At 35.3% G+C, this 19,589-nt stretch carries 16 protein-coding genes; 9 read left to right on the top strand and 7 right to left on the bottom strand.

Annotated features, from left to right (window positions below; all coding sequences use genetic code 11):
• The first annotated feature begins 11 nt into the window (after window positions 1-11).
• Window positions 12-680 (top strand): YesL family protein, encoded by a 669-nt coding sequence (locus GGQ92_RS10000; protein ID WP_184247990.1) that lies wholly within the window; start codon window positions 12-14, stop codon window positions 678-680.
• Window positions 643-1,914 (top strand): hypothetical protein, encoded by a 1,272-nt coding sequence (locus GGQ92_RS09995; RefSeq protein ID WP_184247987.1) that lies wholly within the window; start codon window positions 643-645, stop codon window positions 1,912-1,914. The genes GGQ92_RS10000 and GGQ92_RS09995 overlap by 38 nt, the downstream gene beginning before the upstream one ends.
• An 8-nt stretch (window positions 1,915-1,922) precedes the next feature.
• Here the strand turns inward: GGQ92_RS09995 and GGQ92_RS09990 are convergent, their stop codons facing one another.
• The 3 genes from GGQ92_RS09990 to GGQ92_RS09980 all read right to left on the bottom strand — a co-directional run bounded on the left by GGQ92_RS09990 (window position 1,923) and on the right by GGQ92_RS09980 (window position 5,907).
• The gene (locus GGQ92_RS09990; protein ID WP_184247985.1) at window positions 1,923-2,312 is read right to left on the bottom strand and encodes a hypothetical protein; all 390 of its coding nucleotides are present in this window, start codon (window positions 2,310-2,312) and stop codon (window positions 1,923-1,925) included.
• A gap of 135 nt (window positions 2,313-2,447) precedes the next feature.
• Window positions 2,448-4,586: a methyl-accepting chemotaxis protein gene (locus GGQ92_RS09985; RefSeq protein ID WP_184247982.1), complete on the bottom strand. Its 2,139-nt coding sequence runs from the start codon at window positions 4,584-4,586 to the stop codon at window positions 2,448-2,450.
• Window positions 4,587-5,199: 613 nt separating this feature from the next.
• A complete protein-coding gene (locus tag GGQ92_RS09980) occupies window positions 5,200-5,907 on the bottom strand; it encodes a DsbA family oxidoreductase (protein WP_184247979.1) in 708 nt (235 codons plus the stop codon).
• Window positions 5,908-6,196: 289 nt separating this feature from the next.
• On the opposite strand from GGQ92_RS09980, the gene GGQ92_RS09975 reads away from it, so the two are divergent.
• From GGQ92_RS09975 to GGQ92_RS09960, 4 genes are all read left to right on the top strand, one after another.
• Window positions 6,197-7,324, top strand: coding sequence for a peptidoglycan-binding protein (locus GGQ92_RS09975; RefSeq protein ID WP_184247976.1), 1,128 nt, complete (start codon window positions 6,197-6,199; stop codon window positions 7,322-7,324).
• Between the two features lie 619 nt (window positions 7,325-7,943).
• The gene (locus GGQ92_RS09970; protein WP_184247973.1) at window positions 7,944-9,221 is read left to right on the top strand and encodes an MFS transporter; all 1,278 of its coding nucleotides are present in this window, start codon (window positions 7,944-7,946) and stop codon (window positions 9,219-9,221) included.
• Between the two features lie 485 nt (window positions 9,222-9,706).
• A complete protein-coding gene (locus tag GGQ92_RS09965; RefSeq protein WP_184247970.1) occupies window positions 9,707-11,533 on the top strand; it encodes a GGDEF domain-containing protein in 1,827 nt (608 codons plus the stop codon).
• Window positions 11,534-11,539: 6 nt separating this feature from the next.
• The gene (locus tag GGQ92_RS09960; RefSeq protein WP_184247967.1) at window positions 11,540-12,850 is read left to right on the top strand and encodes an ABC transporter substrate-binding protein; all 1,311 of its coding nucleotides are present in this window, start codon (window positions 11,540-11,542) and stop codon (window positions 12,848-12,850) included.
• Between the two features lie 86 nt (window positions 12,851-12,936).
• On the opposite strand, the gene GGQ92_RS09955 is transcribed toward GGQ92_RS09960, so the two are convergent.
• Entirely contained in the window at window positions 12,937-13,494 is a 558-nt protein-coding gene (locus tag GGQ92_RS09955) for a biotin transporter BioY (protein WP_184247964.1), read from the bottom strand.
• Between the two features lie 302 nt (window positions 13,495-13,796).
• On the opposite strand from GGQ92_RS09955, the gene GGQ92_RS09950 reads away from it, so the two are divergent.
• The 3 genes from GGQ92_RS09950 to GGQ92_RS09940 are packed head-to-tail and all read left to right on the top strand — an operon-like array spanning window position 13,797 to window position 17,342.
• The gene (locus tag GGQ92_RS09950) at window positions 13,797-14,567 is read left to right on the top strand and encodes an alpha/beta fold hydrolase (protein ID WP_184247961.1); all 771 of its coding nucleotides are present in this window, start codon (window positions 13,797-13,799) and stop codon (window positions 14,565-14,567) included.
• Window position 14,568: 1 nt separating this feature from the next.
• A complete protein-coding gene (locus GGQ92_RS09945; RefSeq protein ID WP_184247958.1) occupies window positions 14,569-16,143 on the top strand; it encodes a UDP-N-acetylmuramoyl-tripeptide--D-alanyl-D-alanine ligase in 1,575 nt (524 codons plus the stop codon).
• Between the two features lie 11 nt (window positions 16,144-16,154).
• A complete protein-coding gene (locus tag GGQ92_RS09940) occupies window positions 16,155-17,342 on the top strand; it encodes a D-alanine--D-alanine ligase family protein (protein WP_246384348.1) in 1,188 nt (395 codons plus the stop codon).
• A 40-nt stretch (window positions 17,343-17,382) separates the two neighbouring features.
• Here the strand turns inward: GGQ92_RS09940 and GGQ92_RS09935 are convergent, their stop codons facing one another.
• The 3 genes from GGQ92_RS09935 to lipA all read right to left on the bottom strand — a co-directional run bounded on the left by GGQ92_RS09935 (window position 17,383) and on the right by lipA (window position 19,582).
• Window positions 17,383-17,535: a YjcZ family sporulation protein gene (locus GGQ92_RS09935; RefSeq protein WP_184247952.1), complete on the bottom strand. Its 153-nt coding sequence runs from the start codon at window positions 17,533-17,535 to the stop codon at window positions 17,383-17,385.
• 205 nt (window positions 17,536-17,740) lie between these two features.
• The gene (locus tag GGQ92_RS09930) at window positions 17,741-18,535 is read right to left on the bottom strand and encodes an HAD family hydrolase (RefSeq protein WP_246384339.1); all 795 of its coding nucleotides are present in this window, start codon (window positions 18,533-18,535) and stop codon (window positions 17,741-17,743) included.
• Window positions 18,536-18,634: 99 nt separating this feature from the next.
• Window positions 18,635-19,582: a lipoyl synthase gene (gene lipA, locus GGQ92_RS09925; protein ID WP_184247948.1), complete on the bottom strand. Its 948-nt coding sequence runs from the start codon at window positions 19,580-19,582 to the stop codon at window positions 18,635-18,637.
• Window positions 19,583-19,589 lie beyond the last annotated feature (7 nt).

Genomic DNA, 19,589 nt, shown 5'->3' with positions numbered 1-19,589 from the left:
AGGTATTTTATATGTTAGATAGCGGCTTACTTGGTAAGTTTTATCATTTTGGGGAAACGGTGCTTCTATTACTATACGTGAATTTTTTATGGATTTGTTTCACTTTATTGGGAGGAATCCTGTTTGGGATTGGACCAAGCACCGTAGCCATGTTTGCTGTTTTTCGTAAATGGTCGATGGGGGAGGGAGATATGCCAGCATTTAAAACGTTTTGGTCTGTTTATCGAAAAGAATTTGTGAAGGCTAATGTTTTAGGTATTATCTTATTACTCTTTGGCTACATGTTGTATGTGAATTTTAATTTTTTATCGCTTACGGATATATCAGGGGAATCTTTTATTCGAGTAATGTTAATCATTGCCACCGCGGTATATGTTCTTATGATTATTTATATTTTCCCGATGTTTGTTCACTATGAGAATAAGATTTTTGGATACTTTAAAAATGCAGTTTTACTCGCAATATATTCGCCGATCCGTACTGCATATTTAATAGCCGCTTGTTTGACGCTTTATTATTTATATTTTTACTTTCCAGTTTTCATTTTCTTTTTGGGAGGTAGCCTGACAAGTTTAGTCATTATGTACATTTCTTATCGGACATTTTTGCGTCTGGAATATAAGCAGGAGGTGTTAAACGAACATGAAGATAGAGAAGAAAGAACCAGTCTTACTACGTAAATTGGATATCGCAACTGCAGGTAAAAATACAAAGTTGTATACTGGTGATCTAACTGGTAATGGAAGAAGTGATTTACTATTCGTTCAACCAGATGGTGGTATCGATGATCGGTATGTCCCACATCAAGTGCAAGCGATGACAGCCTTCGATCTGAATGGAAACAAGTTATGGCAAGTAGGTACGTTAGATCGTCATCCAGGAGGACCAGGGAGCGATTATCCGATACAAATATACGATATTGATGGAGATGGAGAAAATGAAGTACTTTGCGTAATGGAAAAGCACTTTTTAATTATAGAGGGTAGTACAGGTAACGTAAAAAAGAAGTTTCCTTTACCAGCAGACGATGCGCACGATTGTATAATCATTGCCAATTTAACGGGTCAGGACTTTCCACAAGATATCATTTTAAAAAATCGCTACGAACAAATGTGGGCGCTAGATAGTGAATTCAACCTACTTTGGACACATAAAGGTAATATTGGTCATTACCCGTGGGTGTTTGATTTTGATGGTGATGGAAAAGATGAAGTGATGGCAGGGTACGATTTTTTGAATAGTCACGGTGAACGCTTATGGTCTTGTAATGAGCTAGATGACCATGCAGATTGTATTTGGATTGGTCAAATTACCCCTGGTAGCAAGGAGTATCAGCTAGTCATTGGCGGTAGTGTGACCGTTTTATATAGCTGGAAAGGCAAAGAAATCTGGAGATATAATGGCTCAGTGGAATCCCAACATGTAAGTATAGGAAAATTTAGAGAAGACCTTCCTGGACTGCAAATTGCAGGACTCGATCGTATTGTTCGAGGAAAACATTATGATGATGGTAAAGATGGTATCTTTCTATTAGATGCACATGGTAGAGAAATTGGCAAAGAAGATCGACAGACAGGCGGTTGGCTTACTATTATTGAAACATTAAGGCATTGGGATAATAGTGAGAAAGATTACATATTAGCATATCGAAGAGGCGGGGGCGTCTACCCTACCATATACGATGGACATCTTAATGAAGTCGTAACTTTCCCGGTAGATGGTTATGTTGTTCATGCAGATTTAACAGGAGTAGGGCAAACACAAGTAATCGTTTATGATGAGAACGAACTGTTTATTTATAATAATGACTATCTGGATTTGGATAAGTATGCCAGCATTAAAAATCAAGAAAAAAGACTATACTCTGTCACGCTGTATCCAGGAGGGGAATATAAGAAAACAGTGAAGAAATAATAGTTGTATCATTCAGTTGCTGTGTTAGTCGTAGAATAATTATTTGTTTGTAATAGATGTTTACGTGTATAAAAGAATATCGGTAAATTAATGATAAGGACAAAGAAGAGAACCATAAAAAGGAATAAGCTAAACAACAAGTCAAATTCTCTAAATAGACCCCAAAAAAAAGCACCAATTTGATAAAGGGTTAAGAATGAAATAAAAGCAAGACTAATCCATCCAAGTGTTTTTTTCTTAATAAAATATCCTGGGATGGCAGCTAATGCGAAAAGTGCAAAACCAATAAAAAAGAAACTAATCCATATTTGATTATTTTCGATATACGTATTTATATACTCAAAAGAATTATAAACTAGAAGAAGGTAATAGACGGATATTAGTAACCGTATTAACAATACTTTTCACCTCCAATTAGTTATTTATGGTAATTGTAGCACATCAACTAATCTTTTAAAATAACTCTTTTTAATCAATAGTAAAGCGTGGTACCTGCCATATTGGAAGTACCACGCTCTTTTCATTCTGTGCTATTATACTTTGAAACGTTTGATCATTTCTTGTAATTCTTCGGAGAGAGTCTTTAGTTCATTGGAAGTAGTCACTAACGAATCACTTACTTTAAGCTGTTCTTCCGTTGTAGCGGAAACTTCTTCACTTATTGCTGATGATTCTTCGGCTGTTGCACTTACTTGGTGAACAGTAGAAGTTAAGACCTCTTGAGATTCTCTTAATTGTTCCATGGAAGTCGTAATTTCTTGAATCTTACTCGTAAAGCTTGCCATTTGCTCCCCAACTTGATTCAACATTGATTGTGTATCAACTGCTTGATCCACTTGTTCTTTAAATCTAGGGTTTGCTTCTTCTAAGACAACAAGAGTCTCATTTACTTCATTTACAATACCTGAAGTGATTTCTTCTACTTTGTCAATTGAATCCTTAGATTGAGTAGATAGCTTTCTGATTTCGTCTGCAACTACTGCAAATCCTTTTCCAGCTTCACCTGCACGAGCAGCTTCTATTGCCGCGTTTAAAGATAAGAGGTTCGTTTGCTGTGCGATGTTTGTCAACATTACCATTACTTCATTTATTTGTTCGGTGCTTGTTTTTAATGTGTCTACTTTATCAGCAAGTAAGGATGTCATTTGTTCGCCGTCTTTTGTCTTTTGGACGAGTTCATTCATTTTTTCTAGTCCTTGATGGCTTGTTTCTAGTACATTAATTGCATAGTTTTCCATTTCACTATTATTTCGATATACATTTTCGACTTCATCATGAATACTGCTTGCTAATGTATTACCTCGTTCTGCCTCATCTGTTAATCCTGCCGCACCACTTGCAATCTCTTCGGATGCAGCGGATACTTCTTTAGCTGATTGAGACTGTGCTTGCGCGATTTCAGATAATTCTGCTGCTGCACTCATTACCTTATTTGAAGATTCCGTTGTACGGTGCATTAAATCATTGATGTTCTCTAACATTTGATTAAAGCTCTTCGCTAAATAACCAATTTCATCTTTTCGACTTACATCATTAGAACGAACACGTAAATCTCCGTCTTGTGCTTGTGCCATAAGACCAGACATATTCGCTAATGGTGTAGCAATAGAGCGAACAATAAAGTTAGCGATAAAGAACGCTACAATTAAAGATAGAATAATAATTCCGATCGTAATGTAGAAAATGATTCTTGTATCTTTCGTTAGTTCGGATTCAGACACAGAACCAACATAGTACCAATCCGTAACAGTAGATGGATAATGGAAAACAAGCTCATCATTCACTTGTGTCACGTTTGTTCCCTCGTCCATCGAAAATTTATAAGGGTAGGCATTTGTAATCTCATTGTTTTCAAAAGAGAAAACAACTTGATTATTTTCATTCACAACGTAAGCTCTTTCATCTTCACCAAAACGAACACTTTCCAATGCATCAGCGAATACCGCTTTGTTTAGTTCAATTAGTAATAAGAAATCTGTTTTAGAAATACTTAGTCTCTGCGTAAATAAAATGGTAGGTTCTTTATTAGATTGAGAAACACCTTTTTCTAAACCACCAACCCAGTAAGTAGATTGATCTGCTTCCTTAGCTTCCTTATACCATTCAGATTCTAAAATGTTGACTTCGGGAACAGTCGCCGAAGATGAGATTAATGTATCTTTATCTAAATCTAACAAATAAAGAGTTACATTTTTATCTACCATCGAAATGTTGGTAAGTGCATCATCAATAACCTTCTTCGCAGTGTAATATTCAAAGCTATTTGTGTTTTCAAATCGAGTAACTTCCGTCAAAGTAGTAGTGAAATTATCGCTTAATAAAAGCTCGCTAATCCTATCTCGATGTCCTTGCATCATGTAGTCTAGCTTATCACCGGCCTGAATAATTGTTTGTTCGGATGCATCTGTAACTTTTTCTTTAATTATATTATTAGAAATAAGGTAAGAAGATACGCCTACAACAACTACCGCTAAAAGTGTCGATAATAGAAGGCCTAATAGAATTCGAGTGCTAATTGAATCTTTTTTCTTAACTTCTATGCCACCTGATATAGTCTTAGTCGTTTTTTTATCTTTTCTAGACAACTTCTTAAATAATTGACGATTTTTTAAAGGGTTCTTTACCTTGAATCCCTTTAACCATCTAGGCTTTTTAAATTTTATTTTTTTCATTATGTATATCCTCCATTTATAGTGTTAGGATGTTTAACAATTATTTGGCGTTTCAATAAAACTGAATATAAGAGAGAGTATAACTGTGACAAAGAGATAGACTTTCTGAATTCAAGACAATGATAGTTTAGTATTCAATACTTTCAATTTTTATAAATTTTTTCGAGACAAAGAAAATAAAGCACTTACAAAATGGAATAAAAAAATTAGGTCTATTTGTCCAAATGGAAGGGTTTACTTTAATAGGAATGGTATATCACTCCGTTCTTTGTCGAAAATAAGGATAATAACTTAAAAAATGTAGTTCAAATAGATTATATCATGGATTTTGTCATTTTTCGATAAGAACTTTAGCATAATATGAAAACGTATTAATAAGGACTTTAGACTAGTTCTTGGGGGATTTTAGAACTATAAGTGAATTGAATAAGTCATTTTCGGGTGAAAATAACGAAGAACTTGCAACATAATAAGAAGAATATTCATTTATCGAGGGGGTTTTAGACAACGTAATAAAAATGTGGGAACTATCTGATTCTAATGAATCATTCCGTTCCCACGTTATTCTATAAGTCATTATCTTTCTCGTCTATTTCAATTTTTAGTGACGGTTTTATCGGGAGCAAGAATTTCCATCACAATAGCTACCATTGTTATTACTTGATAGATCTTCAAATCCTTGATTTTCCTCTTCCGCAACTTTTTCTAGAGCTTGCATAAAAGTTTCCAGAGGTTGTGCACCAGAGATAGCATATTTTCCATTAAATACGAAGAATGGTACACCGGTTATTCCAAGTGATTGAGCCTTAGAAATATCATTATTTACTTCTTGTTTATATGTTTCATCATCTTCTAAAACAGCTCTCGCTTTATCTGTGTCTAGTCCAACTTTCCCTGCAACTTCTAAGAGAGCCTCATGATTACTAATGTCAATGGAAAGTGTGAAATAACTATATAGTAAATGGTTCACCATATCTTCTTCTTTTCCTTCGGCTTTAGCAAATTTAGTTAGACGATGAGCATCGAGTGTATTTCCATGCTTCATCGTATCAAATACAAAGTCTAGGCCCACCATTTTCGCTTGTTCTCCAACCTGTTCATTCATATCTTTTGCTTTTTCTACACTCATATTATATTTGGCTGCGAGTGATTCATGAATACTCGTTCCATCGTATGGTTTTGCTTGTGGATCTAATTGAAAACTTTTATATTCTTTCTCAACGGATAATTTTTCCGGAAATCGCTCGATTGCCTGCTCCAATTTGGTTTTTCCGATATAACAAAATGGACATACAAAATCTGACCAAATTTCTACTTTCATGAGCTCACCTCATTTTTCATTTATAAAAATAACTTTTCTTATTGTAAACATATTAAGGAGAAAAGGAAAAGGAATCTGCTTTTTATATGAATAAGGAGCAACACTTTTTAAACTAAATCTAAGATTATTTAAGTGAATCGATTCAATTTTTAATATGCAGCAAGATAGTAACAGGTGTAAAGGTATTTTGAAATTGAATAGAAAAATGAGAAAAAGAGGTTAAAAACGTCTCCAATTTTTGTGTTGCCTCATAAGCTAATAAGGAAACTCGATTAGGAGGTTAAAATGAATGGCACAAACCTTTAGAGGGTATCGAATTACAAGTCATTATGGAAGACGACGAAGTCCTATTAGTGGGTCCAATAGTTTTCATGCAGGTGTCGATTTGGTGAAAAGTCATCAAGCGCCTATCCATGCCTTTACTGCAGGCGAAGTAGTCTATGCTGGAGTTGGACGAAGTGGCTCGGGACTTGGTGGGTATGGAAATGTTGTAGTTCTTCTGGACAAGAATAATAACTTACAGCTATACGCACATTTAGATCGGGTAGCAGTTAGGACTGGAAATCAAATACGCCAAAATCAAATCATAGGCTATCAAGGAAATACTGGACAATCTACAGGTTCACATTTGCATTTTGAGGTGCGAACGAATGATGATAGAATGCCGCCATATGGTTACCGTAGCAATCGAGAAGGCTCCACGTTGGAACCAATTAGTTATTTAAATAACTTTCAATCTAGCGGGGGTAATCAGTCCAATAATAATAACACCTCCACTTTAAGAAGAGGTATGCGTGGTAGAGAAGTTAGGGAATTACAAGAGCAACTTCAATCTATTGGCATAGCATTATCAAATCATGGAGCTGATGGGATCTACGGTCAGGAAACAGAGCTTGCTATAAGGAGATTTCAGTTACAACAGAATATAACAGTTGATGGTATAGCGGGACCTGTTACTAGGTCACGATTACAGAATGCGGTAAATGATCGCTCAAAAGAATCTCGGACATTGCGCTATGGGATGAGTGGGGCAGCATTGAGAGAACTACAAGAACAATTAATCACTGTAGGAATGAACTTAAATAGATATGGAGTAGATGGGAGATTTGGACGAGAGACAGAGGTAGCTGTAAGGGAATTTCAAAAACAAGAAATGATTCGAGTGGACGGTATAGTTGGCACAGAAACATGGAACGCATTAGAGAAGGCGTTAAATAGTGTTCGTAAATATCCTGGAAGCTTAATTAGAAGGGGATCGCGTGGAGACACTGTAAAGGCGATTCAAAGAAAAGTAGGTACGGACCCTGATGGTATATTTGGAGCAAATACGGAAGCAGCAGTAAAACAATTTCAAAGAGAGAATCGTCTTAAAGTAGATGGAATCGTTGGACCAGAAACATGGAAACGTCTGTTTTAGATAGAAAAAGAGAACTGAGACAGAAGTAATTTTCATAATGCAAAATCCGAGTGTTATACTAACGCCTTGTCAAAATACTTCGCTTTTACCCATAGGGTATAAGTTAACATCTGTGCAAAAAATACTTGCACAGTGTTTCCTATACCTCGGCAACGCCTCAACTAATTACAAAAGTTATATAAAAACTTTTGTAATGGATTTTCGGCTGTTGCTTTTCCTGCAGGAGTCTTGTATTTTGACTTGGCTATTTATATCCTTTCCATGATTTGATTGGATTTTCGTGCTATTTTTTTATGCTCGGCCTTTTTACTCTGCGGCTGAAAGCCTCTTTTACCTGCCTCGCCCTGAAAGGCCCATCGAATGGTTCTCCCTCTTGCACCACATTTACTCCCTGATTCTAACGAATCGTTCGGTTTGTAGTATGATTAAATAATTCTGTCCCAGCCCCTTTTCAGGTGTCCTCGACAAAAGGATAATCTTTAGGGTAGTGTACGGGGGTGATTTAGCACATCTTACTCTTCAGAAAAGAACAGCTTATATTAAACGCTTACCTTTCCTTATTAAAGAGTAATTGCTAAAATGAATTGTACTGTTTTTATAACGTCTAGGAGTGAAGTGCATGTTACATAAGTTAAAAGTCTTTCAACGAATTTACTATGGATGGTTTATTCTTATCATAGCAGGTTTAGGTTTATTTTTTTCTGGCCCGGGTCAAACATATTCTAATTCTCAATTTATAGATGAATACATTACGGAATTTGGATGGTCACGCACTCAAGTATCTAGTGTTTATTCAATAGCTACGTTGGCAGCTGGTTTATTAATGGTGTTTGTAGGTAAGTTTATCGATCGATTCGGCCAACGGTTTATGATGGTCCTAATAGGTCTCCTATTTTTAATAGCTTGTTTCTATAATAGTTTTATTACAAGTATTTGGATGCTTGCAATTGGTTTTTTTCTCGTCCGAATTCTTGGTCAAGGAAGTATGTCGCTTATCCCAAATACATTAGTAGCTCAATGGTTTGTTAAAAAGAGAGGAAAAGCATTTGGCCTTTTAACTTTATTTTCATTTGGTAGTGCGTCCTTATTTCCAATTATAAATACATGGATTATTCAAAGATGGGATTGGCAAACTGCATGGCAATTTTGGGGATTTGCTCTGTTAATTATATTTGTTCCGATTGCTTTTTTTGGTGTAGTGAATAGGCCAGAAAAAATCGGATTAGAACCTGATGGCTTTTCAGAGAAAAAGGAAATCAACCAAGAAGGACTTCTTGCTTCTACTAATGTAGAGGCTGAAGAAGATTGGACATTAAAAGAAGCGATGAAAACACGTGCCTTCTGGGCGATACTAGTATGTGTGGGGATTCCTGCAATGGTTAATACAGGGATTACTTTTCATATCAGCTCTATCATGCAAATGAATGGATTATCGATAGAAGTAGCTGCATTAGTATTAAGTTTAATGGCTATAGTAGGAATTCCTATGGCACTTGCGTCTGGTTTCATTGTGGATAAAATCAAAACAAATTACATATTATTCTTTATTTTTGTCGTACAATTTATCATCTTACTTCTTTTAATGATTACGAATCAATTTTGGTTAGCAATTGTCTTTGGTGTCTTATGGGGGATATCAGGCGGTTTAGAACGAATTGGTCTTAACGTAATTTGGCCAAATTACTTTGGTAGAAAGTATATTGGAAGTATTAGTGGGGTAGGAATGACGATAGTCGTAATCGGATCTTCTCTAGGCCCCATGCCTTTTGGAATTGGTTACGATTATTTCGGAAGCTACACTCCAATCTTACTCTTAACTCTTATATTTCCGATAATAGGAGCGATAAGTGCATTGCTGGCAAAAAAAACTATTAAAGAAGGTAATGAAGAAAGATGATTTTAGTAGTATTCTAGACTATCGTTTGTCAATAGAGTAGATATATTAACAGGCTTAGCTTTTCTATTGTCCTATCCTCGTTTATAATAATGAGAGAATAGGCTGAAAATAACTTAATAAGACTAATATAATACGGCATAACCAAATTAAGGAATTGAATTATCGAATTTTGAAACTTTTCGCCTGGATATTGAGTTTTATTACTACTCTTTTAGTATGAAATGTTAAATTATATCAGATAAAAATGACTTTTGTGATATAATAGGACTATATCGAAAGTGTTTTAATGGGTAAAAAGAATTAATTGGTGATATTGGCATTTATAAGAATAGTTGCCGAAATAGATAGAAGGCAGCCTATACTTTTCTTTCATGAAGGTATAGGCTCCTTTCATATAGAAATTATAGAGTAAGAGATTAGTAATGTTTAATCTATAATATGAAGGAATGCTAGATATGCTATTTTGATGGGAGTTTGACGTTTCCATGAATAAAATAACGAGAAAGCCAATGTTTTTAGTCATTATTTTTACATTGATAGCAATACTAATTCATCATATCCCAGTTCCACTTTTATTTGGAACGCATATTTATTTTACAGATATTATCTTCTTTGCCGCTATCCGCTTAATTGGACTTCCATACGCGTTACTAGTTACCATTATTACTTCCGTTGCCGCATTGTTCACTGGAGGCAGCATTGTCACACTTGTTACTTCTATTATCAAAGTCGCAATCATTGGCCTTTTATGGATAAAAAGAAAAAAGGATTTTGTTACCTGGAGTTTTGTTTATATTCTTCTGGTTTTTTTATCTTATCCAATTGGTCAATATTTGGCAGGCGATTTACCTACAACTCTTTTTCATTTTGAAATGGTAAAAGAGATAGTAACATTACTTTTCTGTGCATTAGTTGCAGATATTATTAGTGATTATTTGCCAGTTATAAAAGGCTTTCGTACAATCTTCCGTTCTACTAGCTCTTTTTATTTTGGAAAGATTATTTCCCATATTATTTTGTTTGCTACGATATTTCCATTATTACTAATCGTATTTATTGTCGCAAAAAGCCTAGAAAATGATATGTATCAAACGTTACAGTATCAGGCAAACTCCTTTAAAAATAGAGTAGCTGAGGAAGCATCTTCATTAGAATTGTCAGAAATTATGGAGTTTAGACTTGAATCAGACCTACAAAAGGCTAATTTATACGCTATTTTCTCAGAGTTTATTGGTGATCGGAATCAGCAAGTGATACTTTTTAATAATTATGGAGAAGCATGGCTTACAATAAATCAAGATCAAATCCAGTGGAGTCATAAGGATGATATCCAAAACGGTATTGGTAAAACAATCATGGAGAATGGTTTTATTTATATTCCTCAATCGGGGGAATCTCTAAACGGATGGCATCAAAGTTCGTTTATTTCTAGCACCTCCATGTTGTCTAGTGAGGCTTTTTTAATCGTCCCTTTAGAAGAAAGTATTGTCAAAATAATTAAGCAGCTTTACCACTATTTAATATTTTTATTAGCTGTCATATTAGTAGCTCTTCTGTTTACAATTATTATTAATAGGATTTTAACTAAATCTATTTTCCATATTACGAGCCTTGCTACTAATCTTCCGATACGAATGAAAAATAATGAGGCATTGAATTTTAAAGCTACTAGGATCAGAGAATTTGATGAATTGGCGAACAATATTAAGCAAGTTGCAACGGAACTACGCCATATGTTCTCTGTGATAGAACGAAAAAACAAACAATTAACAGAGAAGACAGATCAATTGATGGAATCAGAAAATAAGCTATTCCGACTTGCTCATTATGATTCCTTAACTTTACTAGGAAATCGGAATAAATTCTATGAAGAATTACCTCATATAATAAGGCGGACGGATTTACAAGAACAAGAATTTTGCCTGTTTTTTATCGACTTGGATCGTTTTAAAGAAGTGAATGACACGTATGGGCATCAAACAGGAGATGTATTACTTAAGAGATTTGGTAGACGTCTTCTTGAATTCAAAGCATCATACCCAGAGTTCACTCCATATCGTCTAGCGGGTGATGAATTTGTCGGTGTTCTACGATTCGTGTCTAGAGAAGAAGTAACGATTATACGTAAAGAGCTAGAGCATATATGCGAGCAGCCTATACAGCTTAATAACAAACTAGTTATTCATTTAACTGCCAGCATAGGTGTTAGCTTCTATCCAGACGATGGAGCAACGATTGACGATTTACTGCATGAGGCAGATCAAAAAATGTACGAGCGGAAAGTTTTGCGAGATGAAAGTAATGATGGGTAGCGGAGGTTGATTATCATAGATAAGAAAATATTCTATTTAGCCTTATATATTGTTATAGGTTTACTATTAACAGCTTGTAGTAAATCAGCATTTATTCCAATTGAGCAAACCCCGTTAGCTAATTATAAAGAAAAAACAGAAAATAATACTGTAGAAATATCAGAAAAAAAAGTTTTAAAGGTATGGACACATGATGATATATTGCAGGGCTCACTTACTGCTTTTTCTGAAAAGTTTCCGAATGTAGAGGTAGAAATTAAGGAGATGGGAAAAAGTACGTTAGTCTCTCAATATCGGTCGAGTCTCGTCATGAATAAGTCACCGGATATATTTGTAATACCCGATGAGTTTTTAGGGTCTTTTTCTAGTATAAATGGTTTTGAGAACTTATTAGATGAATATTACGATGATCCTACCTACCTAGATAATCGACCAGAAGGGCTCATGAAACCATATATAGATTCGCAGAGCCAAGAAATGAATATTGTTCCATTACTATATTTTCCGTATGTAATGTATTATCGAGTAGACATTTTAGAAGAATTAGGATATCCAAGTGATCCGCAAGATCTAGCAGTGTATCTAAACAATACGTATAATTGGTTAACAATGGCGCGAGATTTGAAAGAGAAGGGATATTATATAACTGATACGGAGGTAACGTTTCTAGATACTCTATTCAGAGCTAACTATTTTATGGACGAGCAAAACGAGTATATCGGCAGTTCGAATGAATGGTTAGATATCCATAAAACGGCGATAACTATTTATGATGAACAATTAGATTTTGGAAAGACAATTTGGGAACAGGAGACGCAACAAGCGTTAAGGGATGATGAGCTTATCATGTTTATAGGTGCGAGTTATATGGACCATCATTTAAAAGGGTGGGCACCTGAACAAGAAGGGAAATGGGCGATTACTACATTGCCTTTTGAATTAACCGCTATTGACCAATACAACAGTATGTCTATGGCTATTAGCTCTCAAAGCGAGGATAAGATGCTTGCATGGGAGTTTGTAAAACATATGACGAATGATATGTTAAATATCTATACAGGTATCAAACAAGACCCTTATTTTCAGAATCAGAACCTACAACCAGTATACTGGGAAAGTCTAGATAGTAATATGCCTGGGAAACCACATGTCTTTGATGATGACATTAAGATGATATGGGATGTAACCCTCAAAAACTTAAATTGGGGAGAACCATTTACGATGGAAAATGTCCACCGTTTCCATGATGATGTAAAAAGCAGAATTAAATATGAACAACAATTATTACAAGAGTTCGATAAAGCGGAAAGAGAATAATATTGAGAGAGGATTCTACTATCAAGCAGATAATAGAATCCTTTTTATTTGTTAAGTTATTTTATGTAGAAATAACATATGACAGATCAAGCTACAGATTTTACATCCATTACGTTTGCTTGAATAAGTCGTTTGCGTACCATAATTCCAATCCAACTAGCTAGAAATGCTTTTATTAAGCCAACTATTAGAAATGGATAAAATCCTGATGCCATCGCTGCACCCCAGCTTAAGTCTAGAATAAACTTTAATTGTACAACTCCAAATAGTAAACTAACAAACATACCGACTACGTTGGCTATTATCGCCATGTTCAAATTAAATGTTGATTTCTCCAAAATCCAGCCAATTGCAAAAGCAGATGCGATAAATCCAATAATATAACCGCCAGTAGGTCCAAATACTACATGTGGCCCACCAGAAAGTCCAGCAAACACTGGAACCCCTATTAGCCCAACTAACAAGTAACCGACCATTGAAAGTGCACCGTACCGACTTCCGAGAATAGTAGCAGCCAACCCAACTGCTAAGGTTTGTCCACTAAACGGAACAATCCATAGTTGAACTTGTACCTGTGCTAGGATTGCTGTAATAGCCACAAAAATACTTGCTAAAATTAAACCTCGTAACGCATTAACTTTCAACTTTATCTCTCCTTTGTTAACTTTTATAAATTGAAGGTTAACATATAAAAAGAAATATGACAAGTTTACTTTTAAATAAGTTAGAGCGAATTCTGATTAAAGAGACATTTTTCATTATTAGTTTAGGTATAAATTGTGATATGATTAAGGATAGAATTTTGTCAGAGTACAGGTGTAATAGGTTTGCCTTTTCTTTTTTTGTTATTAAGGAAATTTAATTGTTTTTACTAAATAACGTTCAAACCTCATATAGTAAGAGTGACGAACGAATGGTATGATATCGTCTGAAGGAGAGTCTGCGTGTGTTTATAAATATAGATGGACTAAAAATACATTATCATTTGGCGGGGCAAGGTCAGCCAATTGTATTACTGCATGGATGGGGAACTAGCCTAGATTTGTTTGAATCCATGGAAAATTATTTACTTCCCAACTTCCAAGTAATTTCTCTTGATTTTCCAGGATTCGGTAAAAGTGATGAACCACTTGAGCCATGGGATGTAGAAAGATATGTCCAGTTTTTTGAAGAGTTTTTAGCTAAGCTTGAAATCGAAAATCCAATTCTTGTTGGTCATTCTTTTGGAGGAAGAGTCTCGATTAAATTTGCCTCCCGTCACTCTGTTCATAAAATTATCCTGATTGGAAGTGCAGGGATTAAGCCAAAAAGAAGCTTCGATTATTATATGAAAGTATACTCCTATAAAGCGTTGAAAAAAGTGTTAAACTTACCAATTTTAAATAAATATAAAGATCAAATTATGGAGAAATATCGTGGTAAAGCTGGATCTAGTGATTATCAGAAGGCTTCTAGAGTTATGCAACAAACCTTAAGTAAGGTTGTGAATGAGGACTTACAGCATCATATGCCACACATTAAGGCCCCGACTCTATTAATTTGGGGAAAGAACGATACTGCTACTCCGCTAGAGGACGGTAAAAAAATGGAGCAGCTTATACCGGGCGCTGGACTTGTTGCTCTAGACAATGCCGGTCATTACGTGTTTTTAGAACAACAGAATCGAGTACACCTCATTATGAACTCGTTTTTAGAAGAAGATAAAGGGGTCAACTAATATGAAAGTTATCTTTATTATTTTATCAATCGTATGGGTTGTCTATCTGCTACTCCGTACAAAAAAAGCAATTCATATGTTACAGCTTAATAGTTATTTCAACAACCGTTTATTTCATTGGATGAAAGGCTCACCTCTAAAAGTCGTACCAGTAAAAGACATCATCATCATAATCCTTGCACTTATATGTATGCTTTTTGATTGGTATATCGTCATTTTAGCTATACTCGCTATTGGTATACTTACGCATCGTGAAAAACCAGAAAAGAAAAAACTTGTTATTACCGCGCGTGTAAAACGATTAATGGCTACAATTGCAATCATTTATATCGTTATACTAGCCGTTAATTTACACTTTGTTTGGCACGAGGAAACATACCGAATTGGTACGCTTGTTATGGTTTTAGCTACTATCTTTGTTTATGGAATTGTATTAGTAGCGAATCTCGTCAATCGACCAATTGAGAATGGAATTAAAGAGCGCTATTATAAAGATGCTAGAAATCGAATGAATAGTGCAAGACAGACGACAACTGTAGGTATTACAGGAAGCTTCGGAAAAACAAGTACTAAATTTGCTTTAGATACAATTTTATCAACGCATTTAAATACATTAAAGACTCCTAATTCTTATAATACGAAAATAGGTGTAACGATTACGATTCGAAACTCTCTAAAGCCGTACCATGATGTATTTATTGCTGAGATGGGAGCAAAAGAGCCTGGTAATATTCAAGAAATCTGTGAGCTAGTTGGTCATAAATACGCGATTTTAACTGCAATTGGCGAGCAACATTTAGAAACGTTTAAGACACTAGATACTATTAAGAAGACCAAATTTGAAATTGTAGAAACATTACCACCAGATGGTGTAGTGTTTTTAAATGGGGATGACGAAAATATTATGTCGTATACCCCGCAAAATAATTGTAGAAAAGTATATTTTGGGATTGAAAATAATGATGCAGATTTTATAGCGACAAATATTCAATTCCACCATAAAGGGACTACTTTCCATGTTAAAAATAAAGATGGTTCATTAGATGCTGACTTTGAAACAAAATTACTTGGTAAGCATAATGTTTACAATATATTAGCGGCGATAAGTGTAGCGTGGGAGATGGAGGTACCTTTAAATAAAATTCAACAAGGGGTTAAGAAAATTCAAGCCGTTCCTCATCGAATGGAAATTAAAAAAGGCTTTGGAAACTTAACGGTTATTGATGATAGTTTTAACTCGAATCCAACTGGCTCCAAAATGGCGTTAGAAGTTCTTTCCTCTATGGAAGGCTTTAAAGTGCTAGTGACACCTGGAATGGTAGAGCTTGGAGATAAAGAATATGATTATAATAAAGCCTTTGGGACGTATGCCGCAGATTCAGCAGATTATGTCATACTGGTCGGAGAGAAACAAACAAAGCCGATTCAAGATGGGCTAAGAGAAAAAGGTTATCCTGAAGATCAATTATTTATAGCAAAAGATTTAAATCATGCGATTGAGCAAATTAAAACGTTCAATCGACCGGATGCAATTATTTTATTGGAAAATGATTTACCAGATACGTACAACGAATAAACAGGGGGTACATGGACTTGAAGACTAGAGTTGCTGTTATATTTGGAGGTGTATCCGTCGAGCATGAGGTGTCTGTTATTTCTGCATTACAGGCAATTCATGCGATGGATACGATGAAATACGAAATAATTCCAATCTATATAAGTAAAAACAGAGAATGGTATAGTGGAGAAAAGCTGTTAGAGATAGAAAATTATAAGCAGTTAGATCAATTATTGAAAGAAGTGGATACGGTAGTATTGGAACAAGCGGCTGATAATCAAGTTGTATTGAAAAAGAAAGAACGTGGCTTGTTCTCCAAAGGTATCATTTCGACGATTGATGTCGTTTTTCCTGTCGTTCATGGGACAAACGGAGAAGATGGATCGTTACAAGGTTATTTAGAACTGCTCGGTTTACCCTATGTAGGATGTGATGTTGCATCCTCTGCAGCTGGCATGGATAAAGTTATAATGAAGCAAATACTTCGAGATTCTGGTGTCCCAATTGTAGATTATCGCTGGTTTTATGCTTCTGCTTGGCAGGAAAATAAGGAACACATTATCCAATATGCAGATGAATTAGCGTATCCTGTTATTGTGAAGCCTGCTAATTTAGGATCTAGTGTGGGAATATCTAAGGCTACAAACCCTGAAGAATTAGAGGAAGCAATCGATTTAGCGGTAAGTTATAGTAATAAGATAATCATTGAAAAAATGATTACGAATCTAACAGAAGTAAATTGCTCTGTGTTGGGCGATTACGAAAATGTGGAAAGCTCTGTTTGTGAACGAGTATTAATGACAGACGAAATTTTATCATATAAAGATAAATACCAAAGTGGTGGGAAAACAGGGGATACGAAAGGTATGGAAAGTGTAAACCGGATTATTCCTGCTGACATTTCAGAAGAAGCTACTTTGAAAGTGAAGGAGCTAGCGGAAAAGACATTTCAGCTCCTAAATGCTAGTGGTGTTTCCCGTATCGATTTCTTACTTAACGATGAAGGAGAAATCTTTGTAAATGAGATTAACACGATTCCTGGTTCGTTATCGTTCTATCTCTGGGAACCATCCGGAAAGAATTTTCAACAATTAACGGATGAACTTATCCGTTTGGCATTAAAGAGAGAAAGAGAAAGACAATCCATTCATTTTTCTATTGATTCAAATCTTTTTTCACTTCATGGAAAAGGGTCAAAAGGATCAAAAGGAAAATAAAGAAAACTTGGCGGAAAGCCAAGTTTTCTTTTTGATTGGATTAGTTGTAGAAAGAAGCACCTACAATGATTAGTAAGATGAACAGAACTACAATTAAGGCAAAAGTACTACCAGTTCCGCCGCTGTATCCTCCGCCGTATCCATATCCGTAACCATAATTATCGCAAGGGTTATAACATCCATAATGACTCATACTGAAAACCTCCTCCTTTATTTTCACTAATTAATGTATGTGGATTTTCTTTAAAAGTTTAGGTAAACGTCTAGTTTTTATAAAAATAGGCGCTTTCAAGGAAAATAAAAGAGTGAGTTAGAACAGCTGTACTTCATATATGCAATTGTAAAATGACGCTTAAGAAAAAAGTTATAAGGTTATAACTATTCATATTTGTACTTGTTTACTTTACTAGTCCTAATGTTTGTAAACCGTAATATACCCCATCATCTTCGACGGAGGTTGTCTTGTATGTAGCATGCTGGAATAAATCAGGATGAGCATTTCCCATAGCAAACCCTGTGCCAACTGTGTTGAGCATCTGAATATCATTTAACCCATCACCAAATGCTATTGCTTGGTCAGCAGTAAGATTTAATCGACTTAATAGGTGTTGGATTGCTACTCCTTTATTTACTTGATTACGGATAACATCGTAGCAATGTCCCATACCTTGAACATTTACAGGTGCAAAATAAATATCCTCATGTTCCATTTCATATTGCTTAATGTCATCCTTATTAGCATTGATGATGGTAATACCTAATATTTGATCACGATAACTATTTTGGAAAGCTTTACAGTGAACTAATCCGAAGTAATCAATAAACTCTTTTACTTTTTTATTATCTAAATTTGTAAACAAGTTATAGGAATCTGTATATAATACCATTTGGTTATTATTTGATGTAGCAATTTGTAAATAATGATCTATAATCGAAGGAGACATCGGCTTATCGACTATAACTTCATCCTTATAGATTCCTAATGCCCCATTATAGCCAACAAAAGAATCAATACCTAGCTCTACTGCCGTTTCTCTTATTTCGTGAATTGGCCTACCAGTAGCAAGGAATACTTCGATGCCTTTCTCTTGAACAATGTGAATGGCTTGTTTTGTCTTTTCTGAAATTGAATGGTCGCTACGCAGAATGGTACCGTCCATGTCTAAAAATAATACTTTATAGTTGTTGCTCAAGATTTATCCCACCTTTAACGTTTCTCTACTTGTCATGTTAGCTCATTAGGAAGAAAAAAGCGAGAAATGGCCGATTCACCAGTTTCTCGCTAGAATATATTAAAAGTTAAAATTGGTTAGTTTCTCGCCGCTTGTTTCCTCGAAGCCTTTCATGTACTTGATTCTACGTTGCATAGAAGTACTATTTACTTGTTCGTCTGCATGGTAAGAAGAACGGACTAGCGGACCTGATTCACAATGCGTGAATCCTTTAGAGAGTGCAATTTCCTTAAGCTCTTCAAACTCATCAGGGTGGTAATAACGTTCAACATTTAAATGTTTTTTCGTTGGCTGTAAGTATTGACCAATTGTCATAATGTCTACATTGTTTGCACGTAAATCATCCATCGCCTGAATAATTTCTTCTTTTTCCTCTCCTAAACCAACCATAAGACTGGACTTAGTAGGAGTGTGAGGTGCAATTTCTTTTACTCGACGTAGTAATTCTAGTGAACGATCGTATGTTGCAATCGCTCTAACTTTTTTCGTAAGTCGACGTACGGTTTCAATGTTATGGTTAAAGATATCGGGACCACTATCCATTAATGTATGTAAGCTCTCATAGTCACCTTTCATATCAGAAGGTAAGATTTCAATCGTACATCCAGGTACTCGATTACGAATTTGTCTTACTGTTTCTGCAAAAACTGCAGCACCACCGTCTTTCAGGTCGTCTCTTGCAACCGCGGTAACAACGACATGCTTTAGTCCCATAATTTCTACAGAATCAGCAACACGCTCTGGTTCTTGCCAATCAAGTTCATTAGGTAGACCTGTTTTAACTGCGCAGAATCGACATCCACGTGTACACGTATCCCCTAAAATCATAAAGGTAGCTGTTTGACGCTCACTCCAGCATTCATGAATATTCGGACATTTCGCTTCTTCACATACGGTATTTAATCGTTTATCTCGCATTAAATGTTTTAAACGATTATACGATTTGTTCGTGTTTAACTTAATTTTCAACCATTCGGGCTTACGGAGATGTTCTTCTTTTTTAGCCAATGTTGTT

Origin of the sequence: Gracilibacillus halotolerans (assembly GCF_014206945.1) — a bacterium.
Taxonomy (GTDB): Bacteria; Bacillota; Bacilli; order Bacillales; family Amphibacillaceae; genus Gracilibacillus; species Gracilibacillus halotolerans.
Note: the sequence above shows the minus strand (reverse complement) of the source record. Positions and strands in the feature narration are given on the sequence as shown.

Coding starts and splice junctions, on each gene's coding strand:
- GGQ92_RS10000 (WP_184247990.1), top strand. CDS start 12: ATGTTAGATAGCGGCTTACTTGGTAAGTTTTATCATTTTGGGGAAACG.
- GGQ92_RS09995 (WP_184247987.1), top strand. CDS start 643: ATGAAGATAGAGAAGAAAGAACCAGTCTTACTACGTAAATTGGATATC.
- GGQ92_RS09985 (WP_184247982.1), bottom strand. CDS start 4,586: ATGAAAAAAATAAAATTTAAAAAGCCTAGATGGTTAAAGGGATTCAAG.
- GGQ92_RS09980 (WP_184247979.1), bottom strand. CDS start 5,907: ATGAAAGTAGAAATTTGGTCAGATTTTGTATGTCCATTTTGTTATATC.
- GGQ92_RS09975 (WP_184247976.1), top strand. CDS start 6,197: ATGGCACAAACCTTTAGAGGGTATCGAATTACAAGTCATTATGGAAGA.
- GGQ92_RS09970 (WP_184247973.1), top strand. CDS start 7,944: ATGTTACATAAGTTAAAAGTCTTTCAACGAATTTACTATGGATGGTTT.
- GGQ92_RS09965 (WP_184247970.1), top strand. CDS start 9,707: ATGAATAAAATAACGAGAAAGCCAATGTTTTTAGTCATTATTTTTACA.
- GGQ92_RS09945 (WP_184247958.1), top strand. CDS start 14,569: ATGAAAGTTATCTTTATTATTTTATCAATCGTATGGGTTGTCTATCTG.
- GGQ92_RS09940 (WP_246384348.1), top strand. CDS start 16,155: ATGGACTTGAAGACTAGAGTTGCTGTTATATTTGGAGGTGTATCCGTC.
- GGQ92_RS09935 (WP_184247952.1), bottom strand. CDS start 17,535: ATGAGTCATTATGGATGTTATAACCCTTGCGATAATTATGGTTACGGA.